The organism is Pirellulales bacterium (genome assembly GCA_036490175.1).
GTDB lineage: Bacteria > Planctomycetota > Planctomycetia > Pirellulales > JACPPG01 > JACPPG01.
In genome coordinates this window covers 1-23,360 of record DASXEJ010000257.1, presented here as the reverse complement: position 1 = coordinate 23,360, position 23,360 = coordinate 1, and the positions used below count along the sequence as shown (strand labels likewise).

18 protein-coding genes are annotated in these 23,360 nt (G+C 59.3%); 13 read left to right on the top strand and 5 right to left on the bottom strand.

All coding sequences use genetic code 11. The features are described 5' to 3' along the window. The 4 genes from VGG64_19160 to VGG64_19145 all read left to right on the top strand — a co-directional run. Positions 1–552 (top strand): D-arabinono-1,4-lactone oxidase (locus VGG64_19160; protein ID HEY1601728.1); only part of this gene is annotated, 552 nt, incomplete at its 5' end. 241 nt (positions 553–793) lie between these two features. Continuing rightward, entirely contained in the window at positions 794–2,353 is a 1,560-nt protein-coding gene (locus VGG64_19155; GenBank protein HEY1601727.1) for an AMP-binding protein, read from the top strand. Positions 2,354–2,496: 143 nt separating this feature from the next. Next, entirely contained in the window at positions 2,497–3,294 is a 798-nt protein-coding gene (locus tag VGG64_19150; protein ID HEY1601726.1) for a crotonase/enoyl-CoA hydratase family protein, read from the top strand. A gap of 210 nt (positions 3,295–3,504) precedes the next feature. Further along, positions 3,505–3,819, top strand: a complete 315-nt coding sequence (locus VGG64_19145) for a hypothetical protein (GenBank protein HEY1601725.1) — start codon at positions 3,505–3,507, stop codon at positions 3,817–3,819. Between the two features lie 142 nt (positions 3,820–3,961). Here the strand turns inward: VGG64_19145 and VGG64_19140 are convergent, their stop codons facing one another. From VGG64_19140 to VGG64_19130, 3 genes are all read right to left on the bottom strand, one after another. Beyond that, positions 3,962–5,749, bottom strand: a complete 1,788-nt coding sequence (locus VGG64_19140) for an acyclic terpene utilization AtuA family protein (GenBank protein ID HEY1601724.1) — start codon at positions 5,747–5,749, stop codon at positions 3,962–3,964. 183 nt (positions 5,750–5,932) lie between these two features. Then, positions 5,933–7,909 (bottom strand): biotin carboxylase N-terminal domain-containing protein, encoded by a 1,977-nt coding sequence (locus VGG64_19135; GenBank protein ID HEY1601723.1) that lies wholly within the window; start codon positions 7,907–7,909, stop codon positions 5,933–5,935. Between the two features lie 2 nt (positions 7,910–7,911). Continuing rightward, a complete protein-coding gene (locus tag VGG64_19130) occupies positions 7,912–9,516 on the bottom strand; it encodes a carboxyl transferase domain-containing protein (GenBank protein ID HEY1601722.1) in 1,605 nt (534 codons plus the stop codon). A gap of 363 nt (positions 9,517–9,879) precedes the next feature. On the opposite strand from VGG64_19130, the gene VGG64_19125 reads away from it, so the two are divergent. Further along, entirely contained in the window at positions 9,880–10,890 is a 1,011-nt protein-coding gene (locus tag VGG64_19125; GenBank protein ID HEY1601721.1) for a GTPase, read from the top strand. A 56-nt stretch (positions 10,891–10,946) separates the two neighbouring features. Here VGG64_19125 and VGG64_19120 read toward each other — a convergent pair whose 3' ends face one another. Beyond that, the gene (locus tag VGG64_19120; GenBank protein HEY1601720.1) at positions 10,947–11,444 is read right to left on the bottom strand and encodes an SAM-dependent methyltransferase; all 498 of its coding nucleotides are present in this window, start codon (positions 11,442–11,444) and stop codon (positions 10,947–10,949) included. Positions 11,445–11,758: 314 nt separating this feature from the next. Here VGG64_19120 and polX point away from each other — a divergent pair, with 314 nt between their 5' ends. Beyond that, complete coding sequence (gene polX / locus VGG64_19115; GenBank protein ID HEY1601719.1) at positions 11,759–13,474, top strand: DNA polymerase/3'-5' exonuclease PolX; 1,716 nt, start codon at positions 11,759–11,761, stop codon at positions 13,472–13,474. A gap of 61 nt (positions 13,475–13,535) precedes the next feature. Further along, on the top strand, positions 13,536–14,384 hold the full coding sequence (locus VGG64_19110) for an aldo/keto reductase (GenBank protein ID HEY1601718.1): 849 nt from the start codon (positions 13,536–13,538) through the stop codon (positions 14,382–14,384). Positions 14,385–14,411: 27 nt separating this feature from the next. Here VGG64_19110 and VGG64_19105 read toward each other — a convergent pair whose 3' ends face one another. Further along, the gene (locus tag VGG64_19105) at positions 14,412–15,308 is read right to left on the bottom strand and encodes an alpha/beta hydrolase (GenBank protein ID HEY1601717.1); all 897 of its coding nucleotides are present in this window, start codon (positions 15,306–15,308) and stop codon (positions 14,412–14,414) included. 481 nt (positions 15,309–15,789) lie between these two features. Between VGG64_19105 and VGG64_19100 the strand changes: the two genes are divergently transcribed. The 6 genes from VGG64_19100 to VGG64_19075 all read left to right on the top strand — a co-directional run bounded on the left by VGG64_19100 (position 15,790) and on the right by VGG64_19075 (position 23,038). Next, complete coding sequence (locus tag VGG64_19100; protein ID HEY1601716.1) at positions 15,790–17,682, top strand: hypothetical protein; 1,893 nt, start codon at positions 15,790–15,792, stop codon at positions 17,680–17,682. A 245-nt stretch (positions 17,683–17,927) separates the two neighbouring features. After that, entirely contained in the window at positions 17,928–19,091 is a 1,164-nt protein-coding gene (gene rffA / locus VGG64_19095; GenBank protein HEY1601715.1) for a dTDP-4-amino-4,6-dideoxygalactose transaminase, read from the top strand. Positions 19,092–19,186: 95 nt separating this feature from the next. Next, positions 19,187–20,212, top strand: a complete 1,026-nt coding sequence (locus tag VGG64_19090) for an aldo/keto reductase (GenBank protein HEY1601714.1) — start codon at positions 19,187–19,189, stop codon at positions 20,210–20,212. Further along, positions 20,203–21,024: a hypothetical protein gene (locus tag VGG64_19085; protein HEY1601713.1), complete on the top strand. Its 822-nt coding sequence runs from the start codon at positions 20,203–20,205 to the stop codon at positions 21,022–21,024. Before VGG64_19090 ends, VGG64_19085 begins: the two co-directional genes overlap by 10 nt. A 67-nt stretch (positions 21,025–21,091) precedes the next feature. Beyond that, complete coding sequence (locus tag VGG64_19080) at positions 21,092–22,213, top strand: glycosyltransferase family 2 protein (protein HEY1601712.1); 1,122 nt, start codon at positions 21,092–21,094, stop codon at positions 22,211–22,213. Between the two features lie 51 nt (positions 22,214–22,264). Then, positions 22,265–23,038: a GNAT family N-acetyltransferase gene (locus VGG64_19075; GenBank protein HEY1601711.1), complete on the top strand. Its 774-nt coding sequence runs from the start codon at positions 22,265–22,267 to the stop codon at positions 23,036–23,038. The last annotated feature ends 322 nt before the right edge of the window (positions 23,039–23,360 follow it).

Sequence of the window (23,360 nt, the reverse complement as noted above, 5' to 3'; positions counted from 1 at the left end):
GATATTGCATTCACCAAAACTCCCAATCCCACGGATCGACCAGCTACGCCGCTCACAGATGACGCCGCCCTGGGCGCCGGACTGGCCAGCGCCGAGCGCGAACGGGTCGCTGACAGTTGGCGCATATTTCCCACAGTGCGCGAAAACCGCTTCAATGAAATGGAGTATTCGGTTCCGGCCGATCGAGGCGTGGATTGTTTTCTCGAAGTGCGCGATTTGATGCGACGGAAGCACACCGATATCACCTGGCCGCTGGAATACCGTACGCAGGCGGCGGACGATATTCTAATCAGCACCGCGCAGGGCCGGGCCACCGTGGCCATCTCGATCCATCAGGGAGCCGAGCTTGAGCATGCCGGGTTTTTCGCCGACGCCGAAGCGATCTTTCGTCGCCATCAGGGGCGTCCCCATTGGGCGAAACTGCACAGCCTCTCGTATCGCGAGTTGACCGAACTGTACCCGGAATGGGACCACTTCCAGAAAGTTCGTTTACGTCTAGATCCCGCCGGCAGATTCCTGAATGCACATCTCCGGCGACTATTCGTTTTGTAACGTCTTGTCCGAACGGAAAAGTCCCCTAGGCGGCGTTTTTCGGCTCGGCCTGAACTGAGGCTTTTTGCCGTTTTTCGCGCGGCATTGTCGGCTGAATTCGGTATGTTGATTTTCAAGGGTGGCGGGGACCGGCTAAAAAACGTTGGGCGGTCCGCTTTGCGCGCCCGGCGTTTTCCAGAGGATCTCGCGCTTCGCACGCGAGTGCTGGGGATTACTTGATATCTGGTTGGGTGAGGCGGATATGACGGCGAAGAATTTGGCGGAACTGGCCGAAGAATCGGCCGCGCGGTTGGGTGAGCGGTCGTTTTTCGAGATCGAGGGCGAGCAGTATACAAATTGGCAATTGCTCGACCGTACTCGACGATTGCACGCGGCCTTCGCCGAATTGGGATTGGGTCGAGGAGGCCGGGCCGTGGTGCTGATGATGAATCACGCCTTGGTGTTTCCGGTATTGCAGGGAATCTTTCGCACCGGGGCCACGGCTATCCCCATCATGCCGCAATCGGCGGCGAACGAGTTACGCTATGTGCTTTCGGACACCGAGGCGCAAATCGTCGTTACCGACGTCGAGCGGTTGCCCACCGTGCGTGAAGCCGTGGCCGGGCTTCCCCATGTCACCCATATCTTGGTGCTTGGCGGAACAGATAACCCGCAGGCAATGCCGGCGGAACTGTGCTTGGATTCGCTTTTGCAGCATGCTCCGCTCGCGGCGCTGCCGCAGATCGATACGCACGATGTCGCGGTCATGCTTTATTCCTCAGGCACGACAGGCCGGCCCAAGGGTGTGCTCCTGACCCACGGCAATCTGCTGGCCAGCGCAGCCGCGGTAGCCGACGCTGCAGAACTCGACAAATGGGAAGTGCCGAGGATCACGCTCAGTGCGATGCCGATTGCGCACATTTTTGGCGTGGCCATTATGAATGACTTGCTGATGACACCTAATCATCTGGCGGATCGGACGCGCCTGGTTCAATTGCGCTGGTTTGATCCCGAGCGATTCATGGCGCTGGTACAGGAGCATCGCTGCACGGCCACGGCGGCGGTGCCGACGATCCTGGCGGTATTACTGCACCATCCCCGGGCCAGTCAGTACGATTTATCATCGCTGGTCGAAATCATCTGCGGCGGAGCGCCCTTGCCCGTGGAGTTGGCGCAAGCTTTCATGCGTCGGCACCCAGCGCGGATTCGCGAGGTGTACGGTCTGACCGAGGGTGCCGGCATGGGCACAGCTAATCGTCGGTCGGAACCGTTTCGCCCGGGTTCGGCGGGTCGCGCCTATAAGCACACGGAATTGCAGATCTTGGACGAGGAGGATCGGCCCGTCCCCTCGGGCGAGCGCGGCGAGATCTGCATGCGCGGGCCGATCGTGATGCGGGGCTACCACAATCGTCCGGACGAGACCGAGTCGATTCTGCGCGGCGGCTGGCTGCACACCGGCGACGTCGGCTACCTGGACGAGGACGGGTTCCTCTTTGTCGTGGATCGCAAAAAGGACATGATCATTCGCGGCGGTGAAAACATCTATCCGGCCGAGCTGGAAGCGGTTTTGCACGAGCACCCTGCCGTGGCCGAGGCGGCTGTCGTCGGCGTGCCGGACGCAGTTTATGGCGAAAACGTGGTAGCCTTCGTCGTCTCCAAGCCCGGTGCGGAGGTCAGTGAGACAGAAGTGGTCGAGCACGTCTGCCGCCACGTGGCCAAATTCAAGGCGCCGTCACAGGTTCACTTTCTGTCGGCGTTACCGAAAAGCAACATCGGCAAGATCCTGCGCCGCGTGCTGCGCGACGAAGCGGCTGCTAAGTAAACGATGAATGCGAAGGAATCGAACGTTGAAATCGCGGGCGTCTTGGCTTGTGCTGGCGCTCGTGCCGACGATTGAACTCGTGGCGCATCTTCCTCATCATTTCGCATCCATCATTCTGTACCTCCTCATTGCGGAGTTTCCACTTGTCCGACTTTCAGACCATTTCGCTGGACGTGGATGCGACCGGTATCGCCCGTCTGACGCTCAATCGACCGGAGGCGCGCAATGCGATGTCGCAGCGCATGATCCAGGAACTTGGCACGGCCGCCGATCGGCTCGCTGCTGACCAGGCCGTGCGTGTGGTCGTGCTGTCGGGAGCCGGGGAGCACTTTTGCGCAGGCGGAGACCTGAAGGAGATGCAGGTACAGGCCACGCGCTCGCGCGATGAACGGATCGCCGACGCCACGGAACTGGCAACTGTGTTGTCCAAACTCGATCGGTTGCCGCGGCCCATTATTGGACGCATCAACGGTTCGGCATATGGCGGCGGATTGGGACTGATTTCCATCTGTGACGTTGCCATCGGCGTTACCACGGCCCGTTTCTGTCTGACCGAGGTTCGCCTGGGCCTGGTCCCCGCAACGATCTCGCCCTATGTGGTGGCACGACTGGGTGCGCCGCACGCGCGCCGGGTAATGTTGAATGCCACGGACATGGATGGCGCGGCTGCCGTCCGCTGGGGCCTGCTCGACGAAGCTGTCGAGCCAGGAGCCCTGGACGCGACCATAGACCACGAGATCGCCGCTTTTCTACGCTGCGCTCCCGGCGCGGTTGCGGATTGCAAACGTTTGATTGAGTTCGTCAGCGCGCATGAGACGAGCGAAAATATTCAGTACACCGTCAGTCAGCTCGCGGATCGCTGGGAGAGTGCCGAACTGGCCGAAGGGATCGCCGCGTTTCTAGGCAAGCGCAAACCGGCCTGGCAGGGCGGGCCAAAATGAGCGGTCGTGCTGGGCTGGGCGGGGAAAGCCACATTGATGGGTTGCTCTGCTTACGCGGATTGATTATTCCTCCAGGTAGGGAATTTTCGTTCAAGGGGGAATAACTGGGCCCCGAAATGGGTCTAAGTTTTATTGACGTTTAGGCGGTATTCCGCCCACGCCGAGTGGGAGTTCGCCGAAATAGGTTCCAAACGAAAGGGTCATGGGGAGATGAAAAAGCTTATCAGTTTTGCCGTAATTTTGGGCATCGCTACCGTATTGGGCTGCGCCGAAGCCAAGAAGGCTGGCAAGGCCGAAGCGGACAAGGCGGCCGCCACGGCCAAGGAAGCCGGTGCGCACGCGAAGGAAGCCGGCGAGAAGGCCGTTGAAGCGGGAGAGCACGCCGCCACGGCTGTGACGGACGCAGCCAAGAATGCCGCGGAAGGTGCTACCGACGCAGCCAAAAACGCCGCCGAAGACGCGGCTGATGCTGCTAAGGGCGCTGCAGACGCCGCCAAGAAGGCAGTCGAAGGCGAGCCGAAGTAGAGTTGTCGTGTTTCCAGGCCGTCAGCCCAGGTAACTTAATTACGAACAGGCCCCGTGGAGCTGGTGCGGAAGGAAACCGCTCCAGCGTCGCGGGGTTTTTTCGTGCCGCTCATGGCAAGCCACTTACCGGCGCTCTCGTTTTTCATTGCGTCGCGTCGCGGAGTAACTCTAAAGGCACGTCCACCATGCGCGAGCGCAGGTACTCGCCTAGGCTCTTAGCTTGCGCATCAGGCCGCGTCGAGGAAGAAACCCCCTCGCCCAATAGTCCGACGACGACGATATTGAGCGCTCGTAGATGGGGAAACTCGAAACGGCGTACGACGAGTGGCACCGATTCGGGGACCAATTGCTTGAACTGATCGATTGTCAAAAACGAAGCGAGCCAGGCGTAGGCGAGATCGCTGCGGGCCCAGATACCGACATTGGCATTTCCTCCTTTGTCACCTGACCGCGCGCCAAAAATCGTCCCCAGTGGCGCTCGCTTCGTCGTACCGACAGCAACCTTGCCCGGTACGCCGGTGTCAGGATCGGCAAGCGGTGCGCCTCCGCCGCCACTTGTTGGTGCGGGGGGGATGGCAATGCGCGAGCCATCGGCCAGCACGACTTCGTAATTCGGTACGTTGGCAGGCACGAGTGCTGGCCAATAGACGCCATAGGGAGTGGCATCTTGCGGAGGCGAGGTGCAATAAAAACCGGGATAGCTGGCCAATACCATTTCGACTACGGCGTTCGAAAAGGCACGGCCGACGCGGCTCGGATCCTGCCCCTTGGCAGTGACGCGCAAGTAGGCGCTCGCTTCGGCGTTGGTCGTGGCGTCGGGTTTGTCGCTGCGCACCAAATCGAAGTCGAGCGCATCGAATCGTTCGGCGCCGCCGAGTTCTTTGGTCAAGGTGCGACGGGCAAGATCGGCCTTGGCTTCAATGTCCAGGCCTGTCAGTACGAAAGTCATTGCATTGCGAAAGCCACCCAGGTAGTTGATGCACACCTTGACGTTCTCAGGCGCTGGTTCTCCGCGCACTCCCGAGATCCTTACGCGGTCGGATCCGTCCTGCGAAAGTTGGATCGTGTCGAACCGCGATACCACGTCGGGGTTCATGTAGCGTGGTCCATCGATTTCATAGAGCAACTGCGCTGTCACAGTGCCCACAGAAACCAGTCCGCCCGTGCCGGGATGTTTGGTAATGACACTCGAACCATCCGCGTGCATTTCGGCCAAAGGAAAGCCCGGATGCTCGAGACCTGGCACTTCGCGAAAGAACGCATAGTTGCCGCCGGTTGCCTGAGCCCCACATTCCAGCACATGGCCGGCCACTACCGCACCGGCCAGCCGATCCCAATCCGTACGCGACCAGCCAAAATGGAACGCCGCCGGACCGACGACTAGCGACGCATCGGTCACACGTGGGCAGATGACGATATCGGCACCGTGCCCCAGCGCTTCGACGATGCCCCAAGCGCCGAGATATGCGTTGGCCGTCAGCGGTGCCGCCTTCAATTCCGCCAGCGGACGTCCGGTATCGAGATGCCGCATTTCATGTCCCGCCGCGCGCAGCGCCGGCAGCTTGCCGAGCAGGTCATCTCCCTCGATGTGGGCGACCGAGGCCTTGATGCCCAATTTTTCGATGAGAGCCCGGAGTTCTGTTGCCAGCCCCGCCGGATTTAACCCTCCTGCGTCTGTAACGAGCCGGACGCCGCGCTCGATGGCCAGGCCCAGTACATTTTCCATCTGGCGAAGAAAGGTCGTTGCGTAACCTTTGGCGACGTCTTTTTGACGCGACTTGAAGAGAATGAGCATTGTAAGCTCGGCCAGGTAGTCGCCCGTGAGAAAATCGATCGGGCCTCCTTCGATCATCTCGCGCGCGGCGGCCAGGCGGTCGCCATAAAAGCCGGAGCAATTGGCGATTCGCAACGGTTCGACTGAAGTGGACATAAGTGCTACCTGCTACCTTGGGACGAATGCGTAACCCACATGGTAGCGAGACAGGGCATTCTTTGGGACCACCTGTGGTCCAGTGTTCGGCAGCCCTTCGAAACGCACAGCTTTGAAGCGAACCGTGTACGTTTCGGCAGTGCAGGGCCAGAGCCTCCGGCTCGCAAGCCTGCCGGCAGTCCCTCACTCACCGCTTCCTTCAATCACCGCCAGTACCGTGCGGGCTTCGACGTGGCTAGCCTTATGTACGCGCAGTTCGGTCACACGGCCCGCCATCGGTGCGGTCACGGGATAAAGCATCTTCATCGATTCGATCACCAAAAGCACGTCGCCGGTCGCAACGCGGTCGCCGACCGAAACCTTGACGTCGTCCACTACGCCCGGCAGTGGCGCCATAAGGGACCCGGGTTGCACCTCGTCCTCGGCGAGCGGAAATCGTGGCAACTCGCGCAGTGCCGACGATCCCAGCGGACTATCGACAAAATAAGTGTCATCGACGTGATGGATCTCGTACGTGCGCATTATGTGATCCACTTCCAGTTGCACTTGGTCGGCCGTACATTTGCCGATTCGAGCCCCTGTGCAAGCCCTACCATCGAGCGCCAATTGCAACTGCCCCCGCGCCCAGCGATAGCTGACTTCGATGTCGCCATCATTTCCCTGAAACCTTATCCGCTCGGGTTGCGACGGGTTGTTGCGCCAGCCTGAGGGGATTTGGGCCAAGACCCGCGCCGCGGCACGGCGCGCCGCTTGTGCCGCGAGGGCGGCAGCGGCCGCGTGCAACCGCTCGGCGTCCGCGTTGCACAAACTAGCCGCTAGATCCGCGGCCGGATGTCTCTCTAGAAAATGTGTATCCGTCGCGCCGGCCAGAAATTCTGTGTTCCGTAGGATGCGCACCAACAATTCGCGATTCGTGCGCAGGCCGTGGATCTGCGCCTGCGCCAGTGTGGTCGCCAGCCGCTGGGCCGCTTCGGCCCGCGTCGGAGCATGCACGATAACCTTGGCCAGCATGGGATCGTAATAAGAGCTGACAGCCGAACCGTCAGTGACGCCCGACTCGATGCGGGCCCCGGCGCTATCAGGAATGCGAAAACGATGCAAGGTGCCGGTCGACGGCGCAAATCCTTGTGCGGGATCTTCGGCGTACAGACGCACCTCAATCGCATGCCCGCGGGGCTTGGCTTCCCAAACCTCGCGCGGCAGTGGCAAGCCTTGCGACACCAGGATTTGCATGCGCACTAGGTCCAGGCCCATGATCTCTTCGGTCACGGGATGTTCGACCTGCAAGCGGGTGTTGACTTCCAGGAAATAGAACTTGTGATCTGGCGTCAGGAGGAACTCGACTGTGCCGGCGCCGACGTAGCCAATGGCCTCGCCGGCCCGCACGGCGGCGCTACAAATCGCCGAGCGTAAGTGCTCGTCAAGGGCGGTGGAGGGTGATTCCTCGACGATCTTCTGGTGCCGCCGCTGAATTGAGCATTCTCGCTCAAAAAGATGAATGATGTTGCCGTGCGTGTCGCCGAAGATTTGCACTTCGATATGCCGCGGCGCGTCGACATACGGCTCCAGAAAAACGGTCTCGTCGCCAAAGGCCGCCAAGGCTTCGCGCTTAGCCGCGGCCACCGCATCGCCGAGCAAGCCGAGATCACGGACGATGCGCATTCCGCGTCCTCCACCTCCGGCGGACGCTTTGACCAAAATTGCACTACCGAGCCCCGCAGCCTCACGGGCCAGCTCAGCGATGGTCTTCTCGGCGACATGGATGCTCGGGAGCACGGCCACTCCCGAATCCTGCATTCGCCGCTTGGCCTCGATTTTCGATCCCATCGCTGCGATCGTCTCGGGCGTGGGTCCGATGAATACCAGGCCGGTCTGGCCGCAGCGGCGGGCAAAGTCGGCATTTTCCGATAAAAAGCCGTAGCCCGGATGTACGCTCACGCAGCCTGTGCGTTGCGCGGCAGAGAGCAGTGCTTCAATATTCAAATACGATTCCGCGCTCGACGAGCCCCCCAGCGGCACGGACTCGTCAGCTTCTTGTACGAAAAGCGCATCCCGATCCGGTTCCGAAAATACGGCAACGGTCGGAATGCCCATCTCGCGACAGGTCCGCATCACACGGCGGGCGATTTCGCCACGGTTGGCAATCAGGATCTTGTTCATCATTACATGCGAAATACGCCCAGTTGTTTCGTTCCCCGCACCTCGGCGGAATGGCAGGCGGAAAGCGCGATGCCCAGCACAGTCCGCGTATCGCGAGGATCGATAATGCCGTCATCGTAGATGCGTGCGCTGGTGTAAGCGGCGAGCGACTCAGTTTCGATCTGATTCTCGATGAAGGCCCGCTGCATCTTGTCGGACTCTTCGTCGAAAGGCCGGCCTGCTTCAGCGGCCGCTGCCCGGCCAACAATCGACATCACGCCTGCCAATTGCTGCGGACCCATCACCGCTGTTTTACTATTGGGCCAGATGAAGACAAATCGCGGATTGTACGCGCGTCCACACATGCCGTAATTGCCGGCACCGTACGAGGCGCCAATTTGGAGAGTGACGTGCGGCACCGTGCTGTTCGAGACGGCGTTTATCATCATCGCGCCATGCTTAATGATGCCGCGCTGCTCGTACTCTTTGCCTACCATGTAGCCGGTGACGTTCTGGATGAACACCAGCGGCACATCATTGCGATTGGCTAATTGGATGAACTGCGTCGCCTTCTGTGCTTCTTCCGAAAAGAGCACACCGCGGGAATTTGCCAGTATGCCGACCTGAAAACCATGGATCGAGGCCCAGCCGGTCACCAGGCTATTGCCGTAGAGGGGCTTGTATTCGTCGAAGCGAGACCCGTCGACCACGCGCGCCAGGATCTCATGGATGTCGGCCGGAACCTTTAGGTCCGCCGGCGCCAAATCCAGGAGGTCTTCCGCGTCGTAGAGCGGTTCTTCGACGTGCGCTGACGGTGCCGGGCCGAGCTTTTGCCAGTTCAAATTCGCGACGATGCGTCGGCCCAATCGCAGGGCATCATGCTCGTCGTTCGCCAGAAAGTCTGCCAGGCCCGAGACTCGAGCGTGCATTTCGGCGCCGCCCAGTTCTTCATCAGTCGATTCTTCGCCGGTGGCCATCTTCACGAGCGGTGGCCCCCCCAGGAACACCTTAGCACGATTGCGAACAAACACCGAGTAGTCGCACATGGCCGGGTTATAGGCGCCGCCCGCGGTCGAATTGCCGAACACCAGCGCGATCGTCGGGATACCCTCCGACGAAAGCTGGGTTAGATCACGGAACACGGCGCCACCCGGCACAAAAATCTCGGCCTGTCGCGGCAGGTCGGCTCCGCCCGACTCGACCAGAAAGATAACCGGCAAACGATTCTGGCGGGCGATCGTCAGCGACCGCAATGACTTGGCCAGCGAATAAGGATTCACCGCGCCGCCACGAACCGTGGGATCATTCCCCGTGATTACGCACTCGACGCCGGCCACCACTCCGATGCCGCCGACGCCCGAAGCGCCGACGTGATATTCCGTGCCCGCCGCCGCGACGCTGGAAAGTTCGAGGAATGGCGAATCCCGGTCGAGCAATAGTTCGATGCGTTCGCGCGGGAGCAACTTGCCCCGTTTGTGATGCCGTTCGGTGTACTTCGGTCCGCCTCCGGCCCGCGCCCCTTCGAGCAGCTTGTCGAGTTCGGTCAGTTGCGCGAGCAAAGCAGCACGATTCGCCTGACAGGCCGGCGTGCTGCGATCCACCTTCGTGCGCAAAATCGAACGTGACACGCTGAGCGACCCCCTTAATACGACCTTGCAGAAATCCCGCACCGGCGAATGCGGGCCAATGCGGCGGGCTGTTGGGGGATACGAATGAGATGAAGCCCGCACGGCTTACGACGTTCTTGGGCGGGTTTTCTATCCCCTCGCAACTTGTTGGGAACGGTAACGCCGCGCCGCGCCGCCGTCAACAGTCAACGCTCAGGAAAGATAGGGCCGTCTGTTGCGAAAATGGCGCGTTATATCGCGAGCATGGCTTTTTTATCCTAGCGTCGCAGGCGCCTTTGCAGTCGACTGGCAGCTCTGCACTGCGCGGCGGGCAGACGGTATGCTGCCGGATAGTACCCGTATTTGGCCCCAGTGCGTCGAACAATGGCTACCAATCTCACGCCCCAGTATCACAAGGCCGAGGAGGCCTACCGTCGCGCCACGACCACTGACGAGGAGCTAAAGTGGCTCGAAGTCATGCTGCGCGAGATGCCCAAGCATAAGGCTTCCGAGAAGCTTCAGTCCGAGATCAAGCAGAAGATCAGCCGGGCCAAAAAAGAGGTCGAGGCTGCCAAGAAAAACCCGGCCAAGGTGCATGGCGTGCGCGTCCCACGGCAGGGGGCCGGCACCGCCGTTCTGCTCGGCGCGCCCAACGCTGGAAAAAGCCAGCTTTTGGCCGCACTAACGCGGGCAACGCCCGAGATTGCTCCCTATCCGTTCACCACGCGCACACCACTGCCCGGCATGATGCCCTGGGAAGACGTGCAGGTGCAGCTGATCGATACGCCGCCGATCACGCCCGACATCTTCGAGCCGTACATGCACGGTTTGATTCGCGGGGCCGATTTGGTCGTTCTGGTCGTCGATTTGGGTAGCGACGAAGGGATCGACGAGTGCCAGGCCGTGCTCGACAAGTTGGCTACGACCAAGACCCGGCTGGGACGCACGTCGCATCTCGATGAGGAGGATATAGGTCTCTCTTACACGCAAACGCTGCTCGTGCCCAATAAGATCGACCTGGAGGACGCGCTGATCCGCCTGGAATTTCTGCACGAAGGGCTGCAAAGCCCGCGTGCCAAGCAATGGGACTTTGCTGAATACGTCATTTCGGCCCAAGCGGGCACCGGACTATCGGAACTGCGCAACGCAATTTTTCGCGGGCTGGACGTGATGCGTGTCTACACCAAGTTGCCGCGCGCAAAGGAGCCAGACTACGAGCGCCCGTTCACGCTGCGCACCGGCGGCACTGTGGCCGACGTGGCAGGGCTCGTCCACAAGGACATCGCCGAGAACCTTAAATCCGCCCGAGTTTGGGGCGCCGGCAGCCACAACGCCAATACGGTCAAGGGAGACTACGTGCTGTCGGATAAGGATGTGGTGGAGTTGCATATTTAGCAAGTCGCACGGTGCGCATCGCGCACTTAACGCTCGTTCGATGCCGTTCCAGTTATTCATTTGTCCTGCTTCGCAAAATAATCCGCCATCAATTCACCGATCCACTTGGGTTGGCGCACGTCCTCGCGGCGAGGTTCGAATTCCAGCACGTAGGGCTTAATGTCGATGACCGGCGTGCCGTCGAGCGCGTCGAGCTCGGCCACTTGGATTGTCAATCCGTCGACCGATAGCAACCGGCACGTGGAAAGCCCCAGCCTGTTCGGACGGCTCTTTTTGCGCTGGGCAAAAATGCCCACCTTCGGCCAGGCCGGATTCTCGCGCGGGTGTTCGGCCGCCGTCACTATGCTGGCCAGGCCAACTTTGTGAAACAAATAGATGATCTGCACGTGCGAAAAATCGGTTAGGCCGGCCAACGACGTGGCAGGGTACTGGCTCGCGTCAAGCTCGATGTTGGCTACCGTGCCTCCCCAATAATCATCTGTCGCCATGCCGCGTGACGACCGGACCCAACCGATCGGGCGCACGACAAGTCTTGCATCGTCGGAATCATTCATACGATCACCTTGATGTTGAAAAAGATCAGTCAGAAATGACGCAGCGGATCGCAAAGCAGAATCGGTCAAACACGAGTAACACAAATCGCACGAACAAATGCGCCTCCCATGCATTACATCCGTGTGCTGCGTGGCTATCCACCTTCGATCTCACCGAAATGTAGTGATCGTTGTCCTGTTGCCGTTGATATCCGACGATGTCGCCGGAGATTGGCCCGGTCTCCTCTATCGATAGGACCCATATGATATGATGTGGTTCGCTGACGATGAAAGAGAAGAACGCGACGCGCAAATCGCCCATTCATTTAAGAGCCATGAAGAACTCTGAAATTGCCGACGCCTTTGATCAGATCGCGGATCTGCTGGAATTTCAGGGTGAAAATCCGTTCCGACTGCGGGCTTATCGCAACGCGGCACAGACGCTTCGCGATCTGACCGAATCCGTGGCCGCGATCGTCAAGGACCCCGAGCGCACCCTCACCGATATTCCCGGCATCGGCAAGGATCTGGCCGACAAGATCACGACCTTGGCGACGACGGGTGAGTTGCCGCTGCTGCAAGAATTAGCGGCCAAGACACCCCCCTCGGTATTGGTGCTGATGCGCGTACCCGGCGTAGGTCCAAAGAAGGCAGCGGTGCTCTATAAAGAGTTGCAAGTCGGCACGTTGGAACAGTTGAAAGCGGCCTGCGATGCGCATCGTGTTCGCGACTTAAAAGGCTTTGGCGAGAAGACTGAGCAAAAGATCCTGGAAGGACTGTCGATCGCGGAGACCGTCGACGATCGGATTTATTGGGCCACAGCCGACGAGTTCGTGCAATCGCTGCTCTCCCATTTGCGGGCTTGTCAGGCCGTCGACCAGGCCGAGGCGGCAGGCAGCTATCGACGTGGCCGGGAAACGATCGGCGATCTCGATCTGCTGGTCGCGTCGAGCAAGCCTGCGGCGGTGATGGATCATTTTGCCAATTACCAAGGAGTGGCCGAGACGATCGCCCGCGGCGATACGAAAATGTCGATTCGGCTCTCCGGCGGCATGCAGGTTGATTTGCGCGTCGTGCCGGCCGATTCGTTCGGCGCAGCCTGGCAATATTTCACCGGTTCGAAGGCACACAACGTGATTTTGCGCGGCCGGGCCAAGGACGAAGGGCTAAAGATCAACGAGTACGGCGTTTTCAGAGCCGAAACGAGCATCGCCGGGCGTACAGAAAAAGACGTCTACGCGGCGTTGGGGCTACCGCTGTTCCCGCCCGAGATCCGCGAAGGCCGGCAAGAGTTCGTCTGGGCGGACGCAGGTAAATTGCCCAAGCTGATCGAGATCGGTGATCTTTGCGGCGATTTGCACATGCACACCAACGCCACTGACGGCAAGGCAACGCTCGAAGAAATGATCGCCGCCGCTCAGGCACGCGGACTGGCATATATAGCGATTACCGATCATTCCAAACGGGTGACGATGGCCAACGGACTCGACGGCACCCGCTTGCGTCGCCAATGGGCCATGATCGACAAGCTCAACGAAGGTCTGCGTGGGTTCCAAGTGCTCAAGGGGGTCGAGGTCGACATCTTGGAAAAAGGCGGCCTCGACCTGGATGACGACGTTTTGGCCGGAGCTGATTGGATCGTGGCCAGCGTCCATTACGGCCAGAACCAGCCACGTGAGCAAATCACGCAACGCATACTCGATGCGATCAAGAATCCGCACGTCTCGGCGATCGCCCATCCGACGGGCCGAATCCTTAATCGGCGGAAGTCATACGAAATCGACCTGGATGCCATGTTCAAGGCGGCGCGCGACTACGGCAAGTTTTTGGAGCTGAACGCCAACCCAGCGCGGCTCGACCTGGACGACGTAGCCTGCGCCGCGGCAAAAAGCTTCAAAATTCCGATCGTAATTTCTAGCGATGCGCATAGCACGCAGGGGCTGGATGTACTTCGCTATGGGATCAATCAGGCACGGCGCGCGGGCCTCACTAAGCAGGATGTGGCCAACACCCGACCATGGCGCGACTTGCAGAAGTTGCTTGGAAAGTAAGCGATTGTCCGAATTGCCGCGCGAAGAACCATAGTGCGCAGTCAGCAAAGGGAATATCGGCATGCCGCTAGAACCACTATCCATTGATGGCGTGCGCGTGCCGCGCTTTTTGTACGGTACCGCATGGAAAGAGGATGCCACGCAGAGTCTCACAGAGACGGCTATCACTCAAGGCTTTCGTGGGATCGACACTGCAAATCAGCGGCGCCATTATCACGAAGCGGGCGTCGGTCAGGCTGTGGCGGTGGCGATCGGGCGTGGTCAGATCACGCGAGAGGACTTATTCCTGCAGACCAAATTTACCTCGCGCGAGGGGCAGGATCACCGTCTGCCATACGACCCGCAAGCGCCGGTTGCCACACAGGTCGAGCAATCGTTCGCCAGTTCGCTCGATCATCTTGGAACGGACTTCGTCGATTCGTACGTGTTGCACGGCCCGACGCGGCGCGTCGGGTTGGCGCCTGCGGATTGGGAGGCGTGGCGGGCGATGGAAGCCATTCACACTGACGGCCGTGCGCGCGTGCTGGGCGTCAGCAACGTCTCGCTTGAGCAACTTGAGCTATTGTGCGAGCAAGCCCGCGTGCGACCCCGTTTCGTGCAAAATCGCTGCTTTGCCGTGCTTGGTTGGGATCGAGAAGTTCGCGAGTTCTGTAAGGCGAACGACGTGGTCTATCAGGGGTTCTCTCTATTAACGGCGAATGGCGACGCATTGGCCCACCCGGCCATGTCTCAAATCGCCAAGCGACACGGCCGCTCGCTCAGTCAGATTGTATTTCGATTCGCCCTAGATGTCGGCATGTTGCCGCTGACCGGTACCAGCAATGCCGACCACATGCGGATGGATCTCGACATTTCGAATTTCCGCCTTGAGCAGGTCGAGATCGAGCAGATCGAAAGTCTCATGGCGTAGTTGCGGCGCACCCAGCGAGGATCGCGATCATTGCGGCTTCAGGTGCTTGTCGAAGAACGCGAACATCGCCTCCTGGGCTCGCTTGGCGTCGTCCCCCTTGAAGCCGTGGCCCGCCCCTTCCAACGTGAGAAGTTCCACGTCGACGTCGGCATTGCGCAGACGATCAACGATCCATTCCGCTTGCTCGTAGGCGACGTACTTATCCTCAGTACCATGAATTACCAGCGTGGGCGGAGCGTGCGGAGTGACCCAATACAGTGGGCTGGCCAGGATGTGCTTTTTTCGGGCCGTGAGTAAATCCCCGCCGAGAAAAAGCGGCAACACTTGTGCGGCATCGACACTCTTGCCGTAAGATTTGGTGAAATCGCTGGGGCCGTAGACGTCGACCACACAATTGACTCGGCTTGACTGGTCGAGGTTGTCGCCGTCGCTGCCGTCGAATTCTTTGACGTCCCCCGTCACTCCCAAAAACAACGCCAGGTGCCCGCCGGCCGAGTCTCCGGTGGTGCCGATTCGTTCAGGATCGATCCCGTACTTGCCCGCGTTGGCGCGCAGCCAGCGGACGGCTGCCTTCACGTCGCGTACCGCTGCCGGAAACTGGTATTTCGGCGACAGGCGATAGGTGACCGTCGCCGCCACATAGCCTCGCTGCGCGAGCTGAATGCACAGCCGGTCGTGATGCTCTCGATTGCCGGCGCGAAACCCGCCGCCGTGAATGCACACAATGGCGGGGAGCGGTCCCTTGGCGACCTTCGGACGGGCAAGATCAAGCGTCAAATGCTCGCCTGCAGGATTCGCATACTCGATGCCGGTTTCGAAAATCACATCATCGGGAACCTCGACCTTGGCGTCGGCCGCCCCGGTGCTGGACGTTCCCAGCGTGAACAGCAGAAGAAACACTGTGCAGAAAGAAAAAAAGTTCACCAAGACAGCTCCGACCGGCGAGTTGGTCAGGCCGTAGTTCAGGCAGGATCTATCGGCCGGGCGTCGGTCGGCCCCAGCGAATAATCTTGCGCCGTTAACTGATCGATGGCTTTGCATATAAGGCTCCCGTTGTTGGTCTTCGATGGCGTTTCCAAGCCATACGATGCCCTACTGCTCGGCACCCAACAAGGGGGGGGGCGCGACAGTCCAATGGAGTCTTTCACCATCGATCATGCCAGCGTTGCAATTTGGCCGAGGGCAACGCACTGCTAGCGAACCTGTGGCTAGGCACGCTGAACCAAGTCGCCATGTCATTTTTGGCAGATCGTTTGGCGAAGTAGCGGAATAATCCGCAAGTTCGTTACCGCTTTACACGATAAGAGTCGAGACGCGCCCCCCCCTGGTGTGGCCTTGCTGTCCCCGCGCGCTGTCGAAAAGATCGCCGGCATTCAGCCCGCGCCGCGTAAAGCGGCGAATCAACATGCACGACAATTCGCCCGTCAAACAAAGCCAGGCGCATCAAGATTGCACGCCCTCGCGCACGCTCGGCAGTGCCTGCCTGGCGAACTGCGAAGCACTGGCAGCGAGGTTCCCGCTGGCCTTTGCTCTGTTTGTGACGGCAGCTTTATTTGCGACTACCTTCGCGGTCCTGTCGCCTAGCTTTCAAACGAACGACGATCCTCAGATCGAGATGATCGCCTCCGGCCGGGGTATGGGCCTTGCGCCCGACGAACATCTCATTTTTACCAACGTCATCATCGGGCGATTGCTTAAATCGCTTTATCTCATGTCCCCGTCCATTCCCTGGTACGGCGGCTATTTGCTGGCCGTTCAGTATCTGGCACAGGCGACTTTGTTGTATTGCACGTTGGCCGGCGGCTTTACGCGCTGGCGATTGGCCGCATACCTACTGTTCTTTGCCACCGTAGGAATCTTTTACCTCAACAACCTTCAATTTACGACAACCGCATGTCTGATCGGCCAGAGTGGGGCAATGGCGTGTTTGCTGGCGCTGCGGCGCGCAGCGACGGCTGCCGATCGCAGCGTCTGTGGCCAGTTGGCAGTGGGCATTGCACTGCTCGTTGTATCGTCCTTGGTTCGCCTAGACGCTTTTTACCTGACGGCGCTTGTCGCTTTGCCGGCTGCGCTCTGTCTGATGGGCTGGCCCTGGCGTCGTGAGGTCGTGCGAGTGGCGCTGGTCGGTGGCGGTGTGTGCGTGGCGCTGGTTATTCTCTTGGCGGCCTACAACAATGCGTATTACGCGCGGGACTCACGATGGCAAGCGTTTTTGACGTACAACAAGCTGCGCATCAAGTTCAACGATTACGGCTGGACGAGATACACGCCGGAAACGGCGACCATTTTCGCATCGGTCGGTTGGACCGCGAACGACCATGCGATGATCCAGGATTGGTTCTACGATGACCCAGAGTTGTATTCCGCCGAGAAACTACAGCGCATCCTGGAAAGCCGCGCCTGGATGACGGAGCGTCTTACTGTCGACTATTTTCGCACATGTGTACTTGCCGTCCTGCGCGACAAGTCGCTCTGGCCGATGGTCCTGGTGCTGCCACTGGCGTTATGGGGCGCCACGCGCTCAAAACAAAACTGCGTGGCCCTGGCCGGCACGCTTGCAGCAGGATTAGCCTTGGTAGCCGCAGTGGCCATTTTCAACAAGACACCGCCGAGCCGGGTTTACTTTCCCGCGTTGACGTTTCCGCTAGCACTCTTGCTGCTGATTTGTGGAGACGGCGTAAAGTGGCCACATCGCCGTTGGCCCGCCCTCGCGGTACGCTGCTTCTTTTCACCATTCGCTTGGCATCGGCGCGCCGCACGCGCGTTACTGCGGCCGACACTGGTACACGCGATATTAATCATGGCGTCGGTTGGCATCGGCATAGCCGCCAACCGGCAATGGCGTGTCAGCGCCAAGAACCAGGCATTGCGCGGCGAACTGTACCAATTCTTGGCTGACTTGCAACCTCGTCATGACCAGCTCTTCATCCTGTGGCCGACCGATTTTCCGCTTCAGGCACTATCCCCTTTCGACAGCCTGACGTCGCTCGACGACCTGCACCTGCTGCTGATCGGCTGGCCGCAAGGAACGCCCATTTCGATGGCGATGAAGCGCAAGTTCGCGATTCATAGTCCTGTCCGCGCCCTTCACGAGCGGCGCGACGTTTGCCTCTTGGGGGACTCGACGTCCCACACGCTGCTGCGCGAATTTGCTCGGCAGCATTGTGGCGTCGAAATGGATTTCCTTGCGGCGCGCAATGGCGGTCATGCATTCGATCTGGCCGGCCGCTTCGAGCCGCGTGCTGACTATGAGACGACCGCGGAATCCGCAGAGGCAAAGACAGCATTGCGACGCTAGCATGCTGGCTAGTGTCACGCGCGCACTTCATTTGTGCGTTTCATTTGCGAGCAAGCCACTTTTCTTGATCGCCTGCGAGTCTTGCCGGAAAGGTTTGACTAATCCGCAAGTTCGACACCCTCGCGACGCGATAAAGACTTGTACCCCTGCGTGCGCATGGCCGCGTACCAAGGGATTGGCGAGTTCGGCAGCTAATCGACCACACGCAGCGGTCCAGTATTGCGGTAGAGGCGGAGTCAAATCGCATGGTTCCCCGCGTTCCGTTCAACAAGCCGTTTATCTCGGGCAAGGAACTGTATTACGTCGCTCAATCGATCGTGAACGGAAAGATCGGTGGTGACGGACAGTTCACATCGCAGTGCGCGCGGCTGCTTGAGGAACAATTCGACGTTAACCGGGTCCTGATGACTCCCTCATGTACGGCTGCATTGGAGATGGCGGCCAGTCTCTGTGACTTGCACGAGGGCGACGAGGTAATCCTCCCTTCGTATACATTTGTCTCGACGGCCAACGCATTTGTCCGGCTTGGCGCAAAGCCGATCTTTGTCGACATCCGGCGAGACACGTTGAACATCGACGAGGAATTGATCGAGAACGCGATCACCCCGCGCACGAAAGCGATTTTTCCGGTGCATTACGCAGGTGTGAGCTGTGAGATGAACCGCATTATGGAGCTCGCCGAAAAACATAACTTGCTGGTCGTCGAAGACGCCGCCCAGGGAGTCAATGCCAGCTACGAGGGGCAAGCCCTGGGCTCGATCGGCCATCTCGGCACCTATAGCTTCCACGAGACGAAGAATTACGTTTGCGGAGAAGGAGGCGCCCTGTGCGTGAACGACAGCGACCTGGTCGAACGCGCCGAAATCATTCGCGAGAAGGGTACTAATCGCAGCCGCTTCTTTCGCGGCATGGTCGACAAATACACCTGGGTCGACGTAGGTTCTTCGCACGTTCCTAGCGAGTTGTGCTCGGCATTCTTGCTGGCACAGCTGGAAATGCTCGAGCCGGTCTCCGAGCGACGCGAAGCACTGTTTCAAAATTATTCGCGGTTGCTCAAGCCGCTTGAACAAATGAATTTGCTCGAGCTTGCCAGCGTGCCCGAGGTGTGCCAAAGCAACTATCACATGTTCTACGTCCTTTTGCCCGACGTCCACCAGCGCGACGCGTTGATGGCCAGCTTGAAGCAAGAGGGGATCATGACGGCGTTTCATTACGTGCCGCTACACTTGTCGCCAATGGGTGCCAGATTCGGCTACCGGGCCGGTGACCTGCCGATCACCGAGGAAATGGCCGGCCGGCTGTTGCGGTTGCCGTTCTATTTCGACTTGTCCGCCGTCGATCAGTTGGACGTTGTAGATCACATTACTCGATTCGTAACCGGAGCGACCACGGGGCGCAGGGCGGCCTAAGGTCGCGGATGTACCCTGACGGCGAGCCAACGCAGGGACTTTATCTCGACAGTTCAAGGAACCGAGATCGTCGCCAATACGCGAGAGATTCTGGCATGCGATACAGAAGCTTAGGGAGATCCGGCCTCAAAATCAGCGTTATTGGTCTGGGCAATTGGAATACGCTGGGTGTGTCTGTTTGCGAGTCCGAGGCGATCGAAATCCTCTCTGCCGCGCATGAGGCGGGCATCAACTTTCTGGATACGGCAGACACCTACGGCAAAGGGGCGGGCGAGACGATACTCGGCGACTTCCTGCACCAACGCAATCGTGACGCGTTCGTAGTAGCCACTAAGCTGTACTTTCCGATTTCGTCCGACCCAAACGACCGCGGGCTGTCCCGAAAACATATCTTTTGTTCGGTTCACCGATCGCTAAAGCATCTGCGGACCGAATACATCGACCTGTTGCAATGCCACCGCTTCGACGAGCAAACTCCGCTCGAAGAGACGATCATGGCAATGGACGACCTAGTACGGCAGGGAAAAATATTGCATTGGGGAGCTAGCCGGTTCAGCGGCGAACAACTGGTTCGATGCCGTGATCTGGCGACTGCATTAAGAGCCCACGGGCCCATTAGCAATCAGTTCACTTACAACCTGCTCGAGCGACGCGTCGAGCAAGCGACTTTGCCCGCTTGTCAGGCCTTGGGAATTGATGTTATTGGCTACTCGCCCTTGGCCCAAGGCGTACTGACCGGTAAGTATCTGGCCGGCGCCTGCCCCGAGAATTCGCGGGCTGCCGTTCCTCTCACACGCCAGGACATGTGGCAGCATCAGCTAAAAAACGAGCATGTCGTGCGGCGTTTCCAGGGGGTTGCCGAACGGCATGGGCTGGAATTGACGGCCATGGCGGTCGCCTGGTGCTTGCGATCGTCTGGCGTGCCGGCAATTTTGATAGGCGCTTCGACGCCGGCACAAGTTCTTCGTAATGTCCAGGCGGCAGACATCGAGCTCAATTCTGAAACCTTGGCCGATATCGAGGCCGTCCTCATCGGCCCGCAAGAATATGAATCGTTTTCGCACAGCAGCCAATTGGCAATCGACATGGCCAGCCAGGGGAGCATAGCCCGATGCAACTAGTCGAATATTGGATCGATCATCGTAAAGTATCGTTTGAACTCGACGGATCGACAGAGAGTGGACCGACATCGGTCTTGCTCGAGGCCGACGACAATGTGATTCGCGACTCGGGCTGGGACGACGTCGGTTATCGCGTCGCGCCATTTGTATCCGAGACGGACAGGCGCTTGATGTGTGAGGGCTTTACCCAGCTGGTGCGGTCGGAAATGGCCGCCGAGGGCATCAAGACCGGCGATACCTTCGTCCTGGAGCAGTATCATCGGCTGGTCACGGACGAGCAGCATGCGGCGATCGTGAAACGAACACGCGTCGGGTTCGAAAGGCATCAATTCCCCATTAGCCTGGACCTGGTCGCAGAGCGGATTTCCGAGATCTGCCGCGCGCCGCTAACGGTCGATGGTGCCAAATACAGTGGCCGACCATTTTTCCTGCGGATCGTCAGGCCATGTAAACAGCAGGACAACAACCCACCCCATCGGGACGTGTGGCTGGACCACCTGCGTGACGGCGTGAACATTTACGCACCTGTGGCCGGCAGCAACGCCTTGTCGTCGCTTCCTGTGCTGGCAAGAAGCCACAAATGGTCGGAGAGTGAAATCGAGCGGTCCGTGAACGGCGCACGTATACAGGGATTGAACTACACGGTGCCCACAGTGACGCGGGGCCGACATCCAATTGTCTTGACGCGGCCCAACCCAGGACCGCACGAGGTATTGGTTTTCTCGCCGTATTTGATACACGGCGGGGCGGTGAATCTGAACGAGGACCTGACGCGTGTGTCACTTGAAATGCGGCTCTGGCGGCGATCTTAGATCAGCTTTCACGGCGCTCGCAGTGTCAGATCAGGACAACGCAATTGATAGATGGTGTTAGTACTCCATGAGTTTGCCCAGGATTAATCCGACAAATCACCAATCCGGCATCGTGCAACGCGCGATGCCTCTGGCAGGCGAAGACAAACGTGCGCCCGTGGCCGGATCCGTCGGCTTGCGGCACGACGAAGGTCGTTCGATTGAACTGTCGGTGGTTATCCCCGTCTACAACTCTGCGACAATCCTCCCGCGCTTGGTGACCCGCCTGCGAACAGTGTTGGACGCTACGGGCAAATCATATGAGGTGGTCTTTGTAGAAGACGGCAGCCCCGATGGTTCGTGGCGCGTGCTGGCCGCTTTGCAAAAACAAAATCCGGAACACATCGTGGCCGTGCAATTGATGCGCAACTATGGCCAGCATAACGCGCTGATGTGTGGATTTCGTCATGCGCGAGGCGCGCTCATCGTCACGATGGACGATGATCTGCAGCATCCGCCCGAGGAGATTCCCAAACTCCTCGACACGATCTCCGCAGACGATTTGGACCTGGTCTATGGCTGTTACGACAAAAAGAAGCATCCACCGCTTAAGAATATCGGTTCGGCCGTAGTCAATGCATTCTTTCGCAGGGTCTTTCGATTGCCCGTTACGGTGACGTCGTTCCGGGTCTTTCGTCGCGAGTTGCTGGATGCGATCTTGCCTTATACCCGTCCATTTACTTTCATAGATGGGTTATTGGCCTGGAACACGCGACGCGTCGGCAAGGTCACTGTGGAACATCATCCGCGTAACGAGGGGCGTTCCGGCGATTCCTTGGGCAAGATGGTGACGCTAGCCCTGAATCTTTTCACTAATTTCTCGCTGCTGCCGCTGCAGGTAGTTTCCCTGCTGGGCTGCATGGCGGCCTTCTGTGGGATGACCACTGGCGTGTACTACCTGTACCTCCATTTCACGGGCAGTATTACCACGCCAGGTTATGCTTCGATTATCGTCTCGGTTCTCACGCTGGGCGGCCTGCAGTTGCTCGGGCTGGGGGTCATGGGCGAGTACCTGGGACGCCTGCATCTGAACGTGAATGGTAAGCCGCAATACCACGAGCGAAACGTTCTCGATGAACTGGCCGGTGATCGATCGAACCAAATGCGCCCTAGCGCTATTGAGCGCAGTGTCGAATCGCAGGCGTCGTGATCGGACGACGAATGCTGTGCGGAAATCGCCAAGTAAAGGGGATTATTCGACGTGAACGGCACAAAAGTCGCCAGCGAACCGCAGGTCGTTCGGCTTAACTGGGAATGCGAGCATTTTGGCTTTGCCACGGGGGTTCTGCATGCCCGCGGCCTCGACGATCGGGATCTTTGGTCGGCTCTCGAATCGGCGAGAGACGCGCATTTCGCGTTCGTTGTCGTAACGATGGAGCCAGACCGTGTGATCGACGCTGCGCTGACCTGCGAATTCTGCGGAACTCTGACGGACCGCAAAGCGACGTTTTCCCAGACTTTGCCATTGGCACAGCCCGCCAACGGCAGGCAGGGGCACCCGCGGAGCATCGCCGAATATTCGGCGCACGCAACGTCGCCTGAGTTATTGAAGCTGGCAATTGCCTCAGGAGCGCATTCGCGATTCAATGTTGACCCGCGTTTTCCGAGGGAGCGCTTTTTAGAGATGTATCGCATCTGGATCGAGCGCAGTGTCCGTCGCGAAATCGCCGACACGGTCCTCGTAGCGCACGATCCGACAATCGCGGACGGGCTGAACGGAATGGTCACGGTGGCCGTGGCGAACGACACCGGAAAGATCGGTTTGCTCGCCGTGGCCGAGCAGGCACGCGGCCGCGGCGTGGGACGCCGATTGCTAGAAAGTGCCCATGAGTGGATGCGGTCGCACGGCGCTGATGAGGCACGAGTGATCACTCAAATGGCGAATTCGCCTGCCTGTGGCCTGTATCGTACCTGCGGCTACACGCTCTCGGCCGTCGAGGATTATTATCACTTCTGGCCCCTGGTCGCGGGCTGAGGATTTCGTCGTTCCTCAATGACGCCGGCGCGTCCTCTCGGACGTTGCGCGTGGGGCGAATTCTCGAAATCCGGACGTGCCACGCGTCCTGATTTTCAAAAGCCAACTACTTGCCCCCTGCGTGAGGGCGTTCAAGTACCGGACCAGCTAGCGGATGGCATGCGCCCCCACCAATCTTCGATGTTGACGGCATTTAGAAACGGTGGCGCGGGGCGGTCTAAAGTGGTGGCGCTAGGTGGTGAAGGTGTCCTTGTTTGAATGCTTGTGGTGTCGCGGAGGTATCTCGCTGGCGATCAGCCGACCTTGGCGCGTCGGCGTCGTT

Bases quoted from the DNA above. Each gene is read 5' to 3' on its own strand.
- VGG64_19090 (HEY1601714.1), top strand. From the start codon at position 19,187: ATGCGATACAGAAGCTTAGGGAGATCCGGCCTCAAAATCAGCGTTATT.
- VGG64_19135 (HEY1601723.1), bottom strand. From the start codon at position 7,909: ATGAACAAGATCCTGATTGCCAACCGTGGCGAAATCGCCCGCCGTGTG.
- VGG64_19100 (HEY1601716.1), top strand. From the start codon at position 15,790: ATGCACGACAATTCGCCCGTCAAACAAAGCCAGGCGCATCAAGATTGC.
- VGG64_19155 (HEY1601727.1), top strand. From the start codon at position 794: ATGACGGCGAAGAATTTGGCGGAACTGGCCGAAGAATCGGCCGCGCGG.
- rffA (HEY1601715.1), top strand. From the start codon at position 17,928: ATGGTTCCCCGCGTTCCGTTCAACAAGCCGTTTATCTCGGGCAAGGAA.
- polX (HEY1601719.1), top strand. From the start codon at position 11,759: ATGAAGAACTCTGAAATTGCCGACGCCTTTGATCAGATCGCGGATCTG.
- VGG64_19110 (HEY1601718.1), top strand. From the start codon at position 13,536: ATGCCGCTAGAACCACTATCCATTGATGGCGTGCGCGTGCCGCGCTTT.
- VGG64_19125 (HEY1601721.1), top strand. From the start codon at position 9,880: ATGGCTACCAATCTCACGCCCCAGTATCACAAGGCCGAGGAGGCCTAC.
- VGG64_19080 (HEY1601712.1), top strand. From the start codon at position 21,092: ATGAGTTTGCCCAGGATTAATCCGACAAATCACCAATCCGGCATCGTG.
- VGG64_19120 (HEY1601720.1), bottom strand. From the start codon at position 11,444: ATGAATGATTCCGACGATGCAAGACTTGTCGTGCGCCCGATCGGTTGG.
- VGG64_19145 (HEY1601725.1), top strand. From the start codon at position 3,505: ATGAAAAAGCTTATCAGTTTTGCCGTAATTTTGGGCATCGCTACCGTA.
- VGG64_19085 (HEY1601713.1), top strand. From the start codon at position 20,203: ATGCAACTAGTCGAATATTGGATCGATCATCGTAAAGTATCGTTTGAA.
- VGG64_19140 (HEY1601724.1), bottom strand. From the start codon at position 5,749: ATGTCCACTTCAGTCGAACCGTTGCGAATCGCCAATTGCTCCGGCTTT.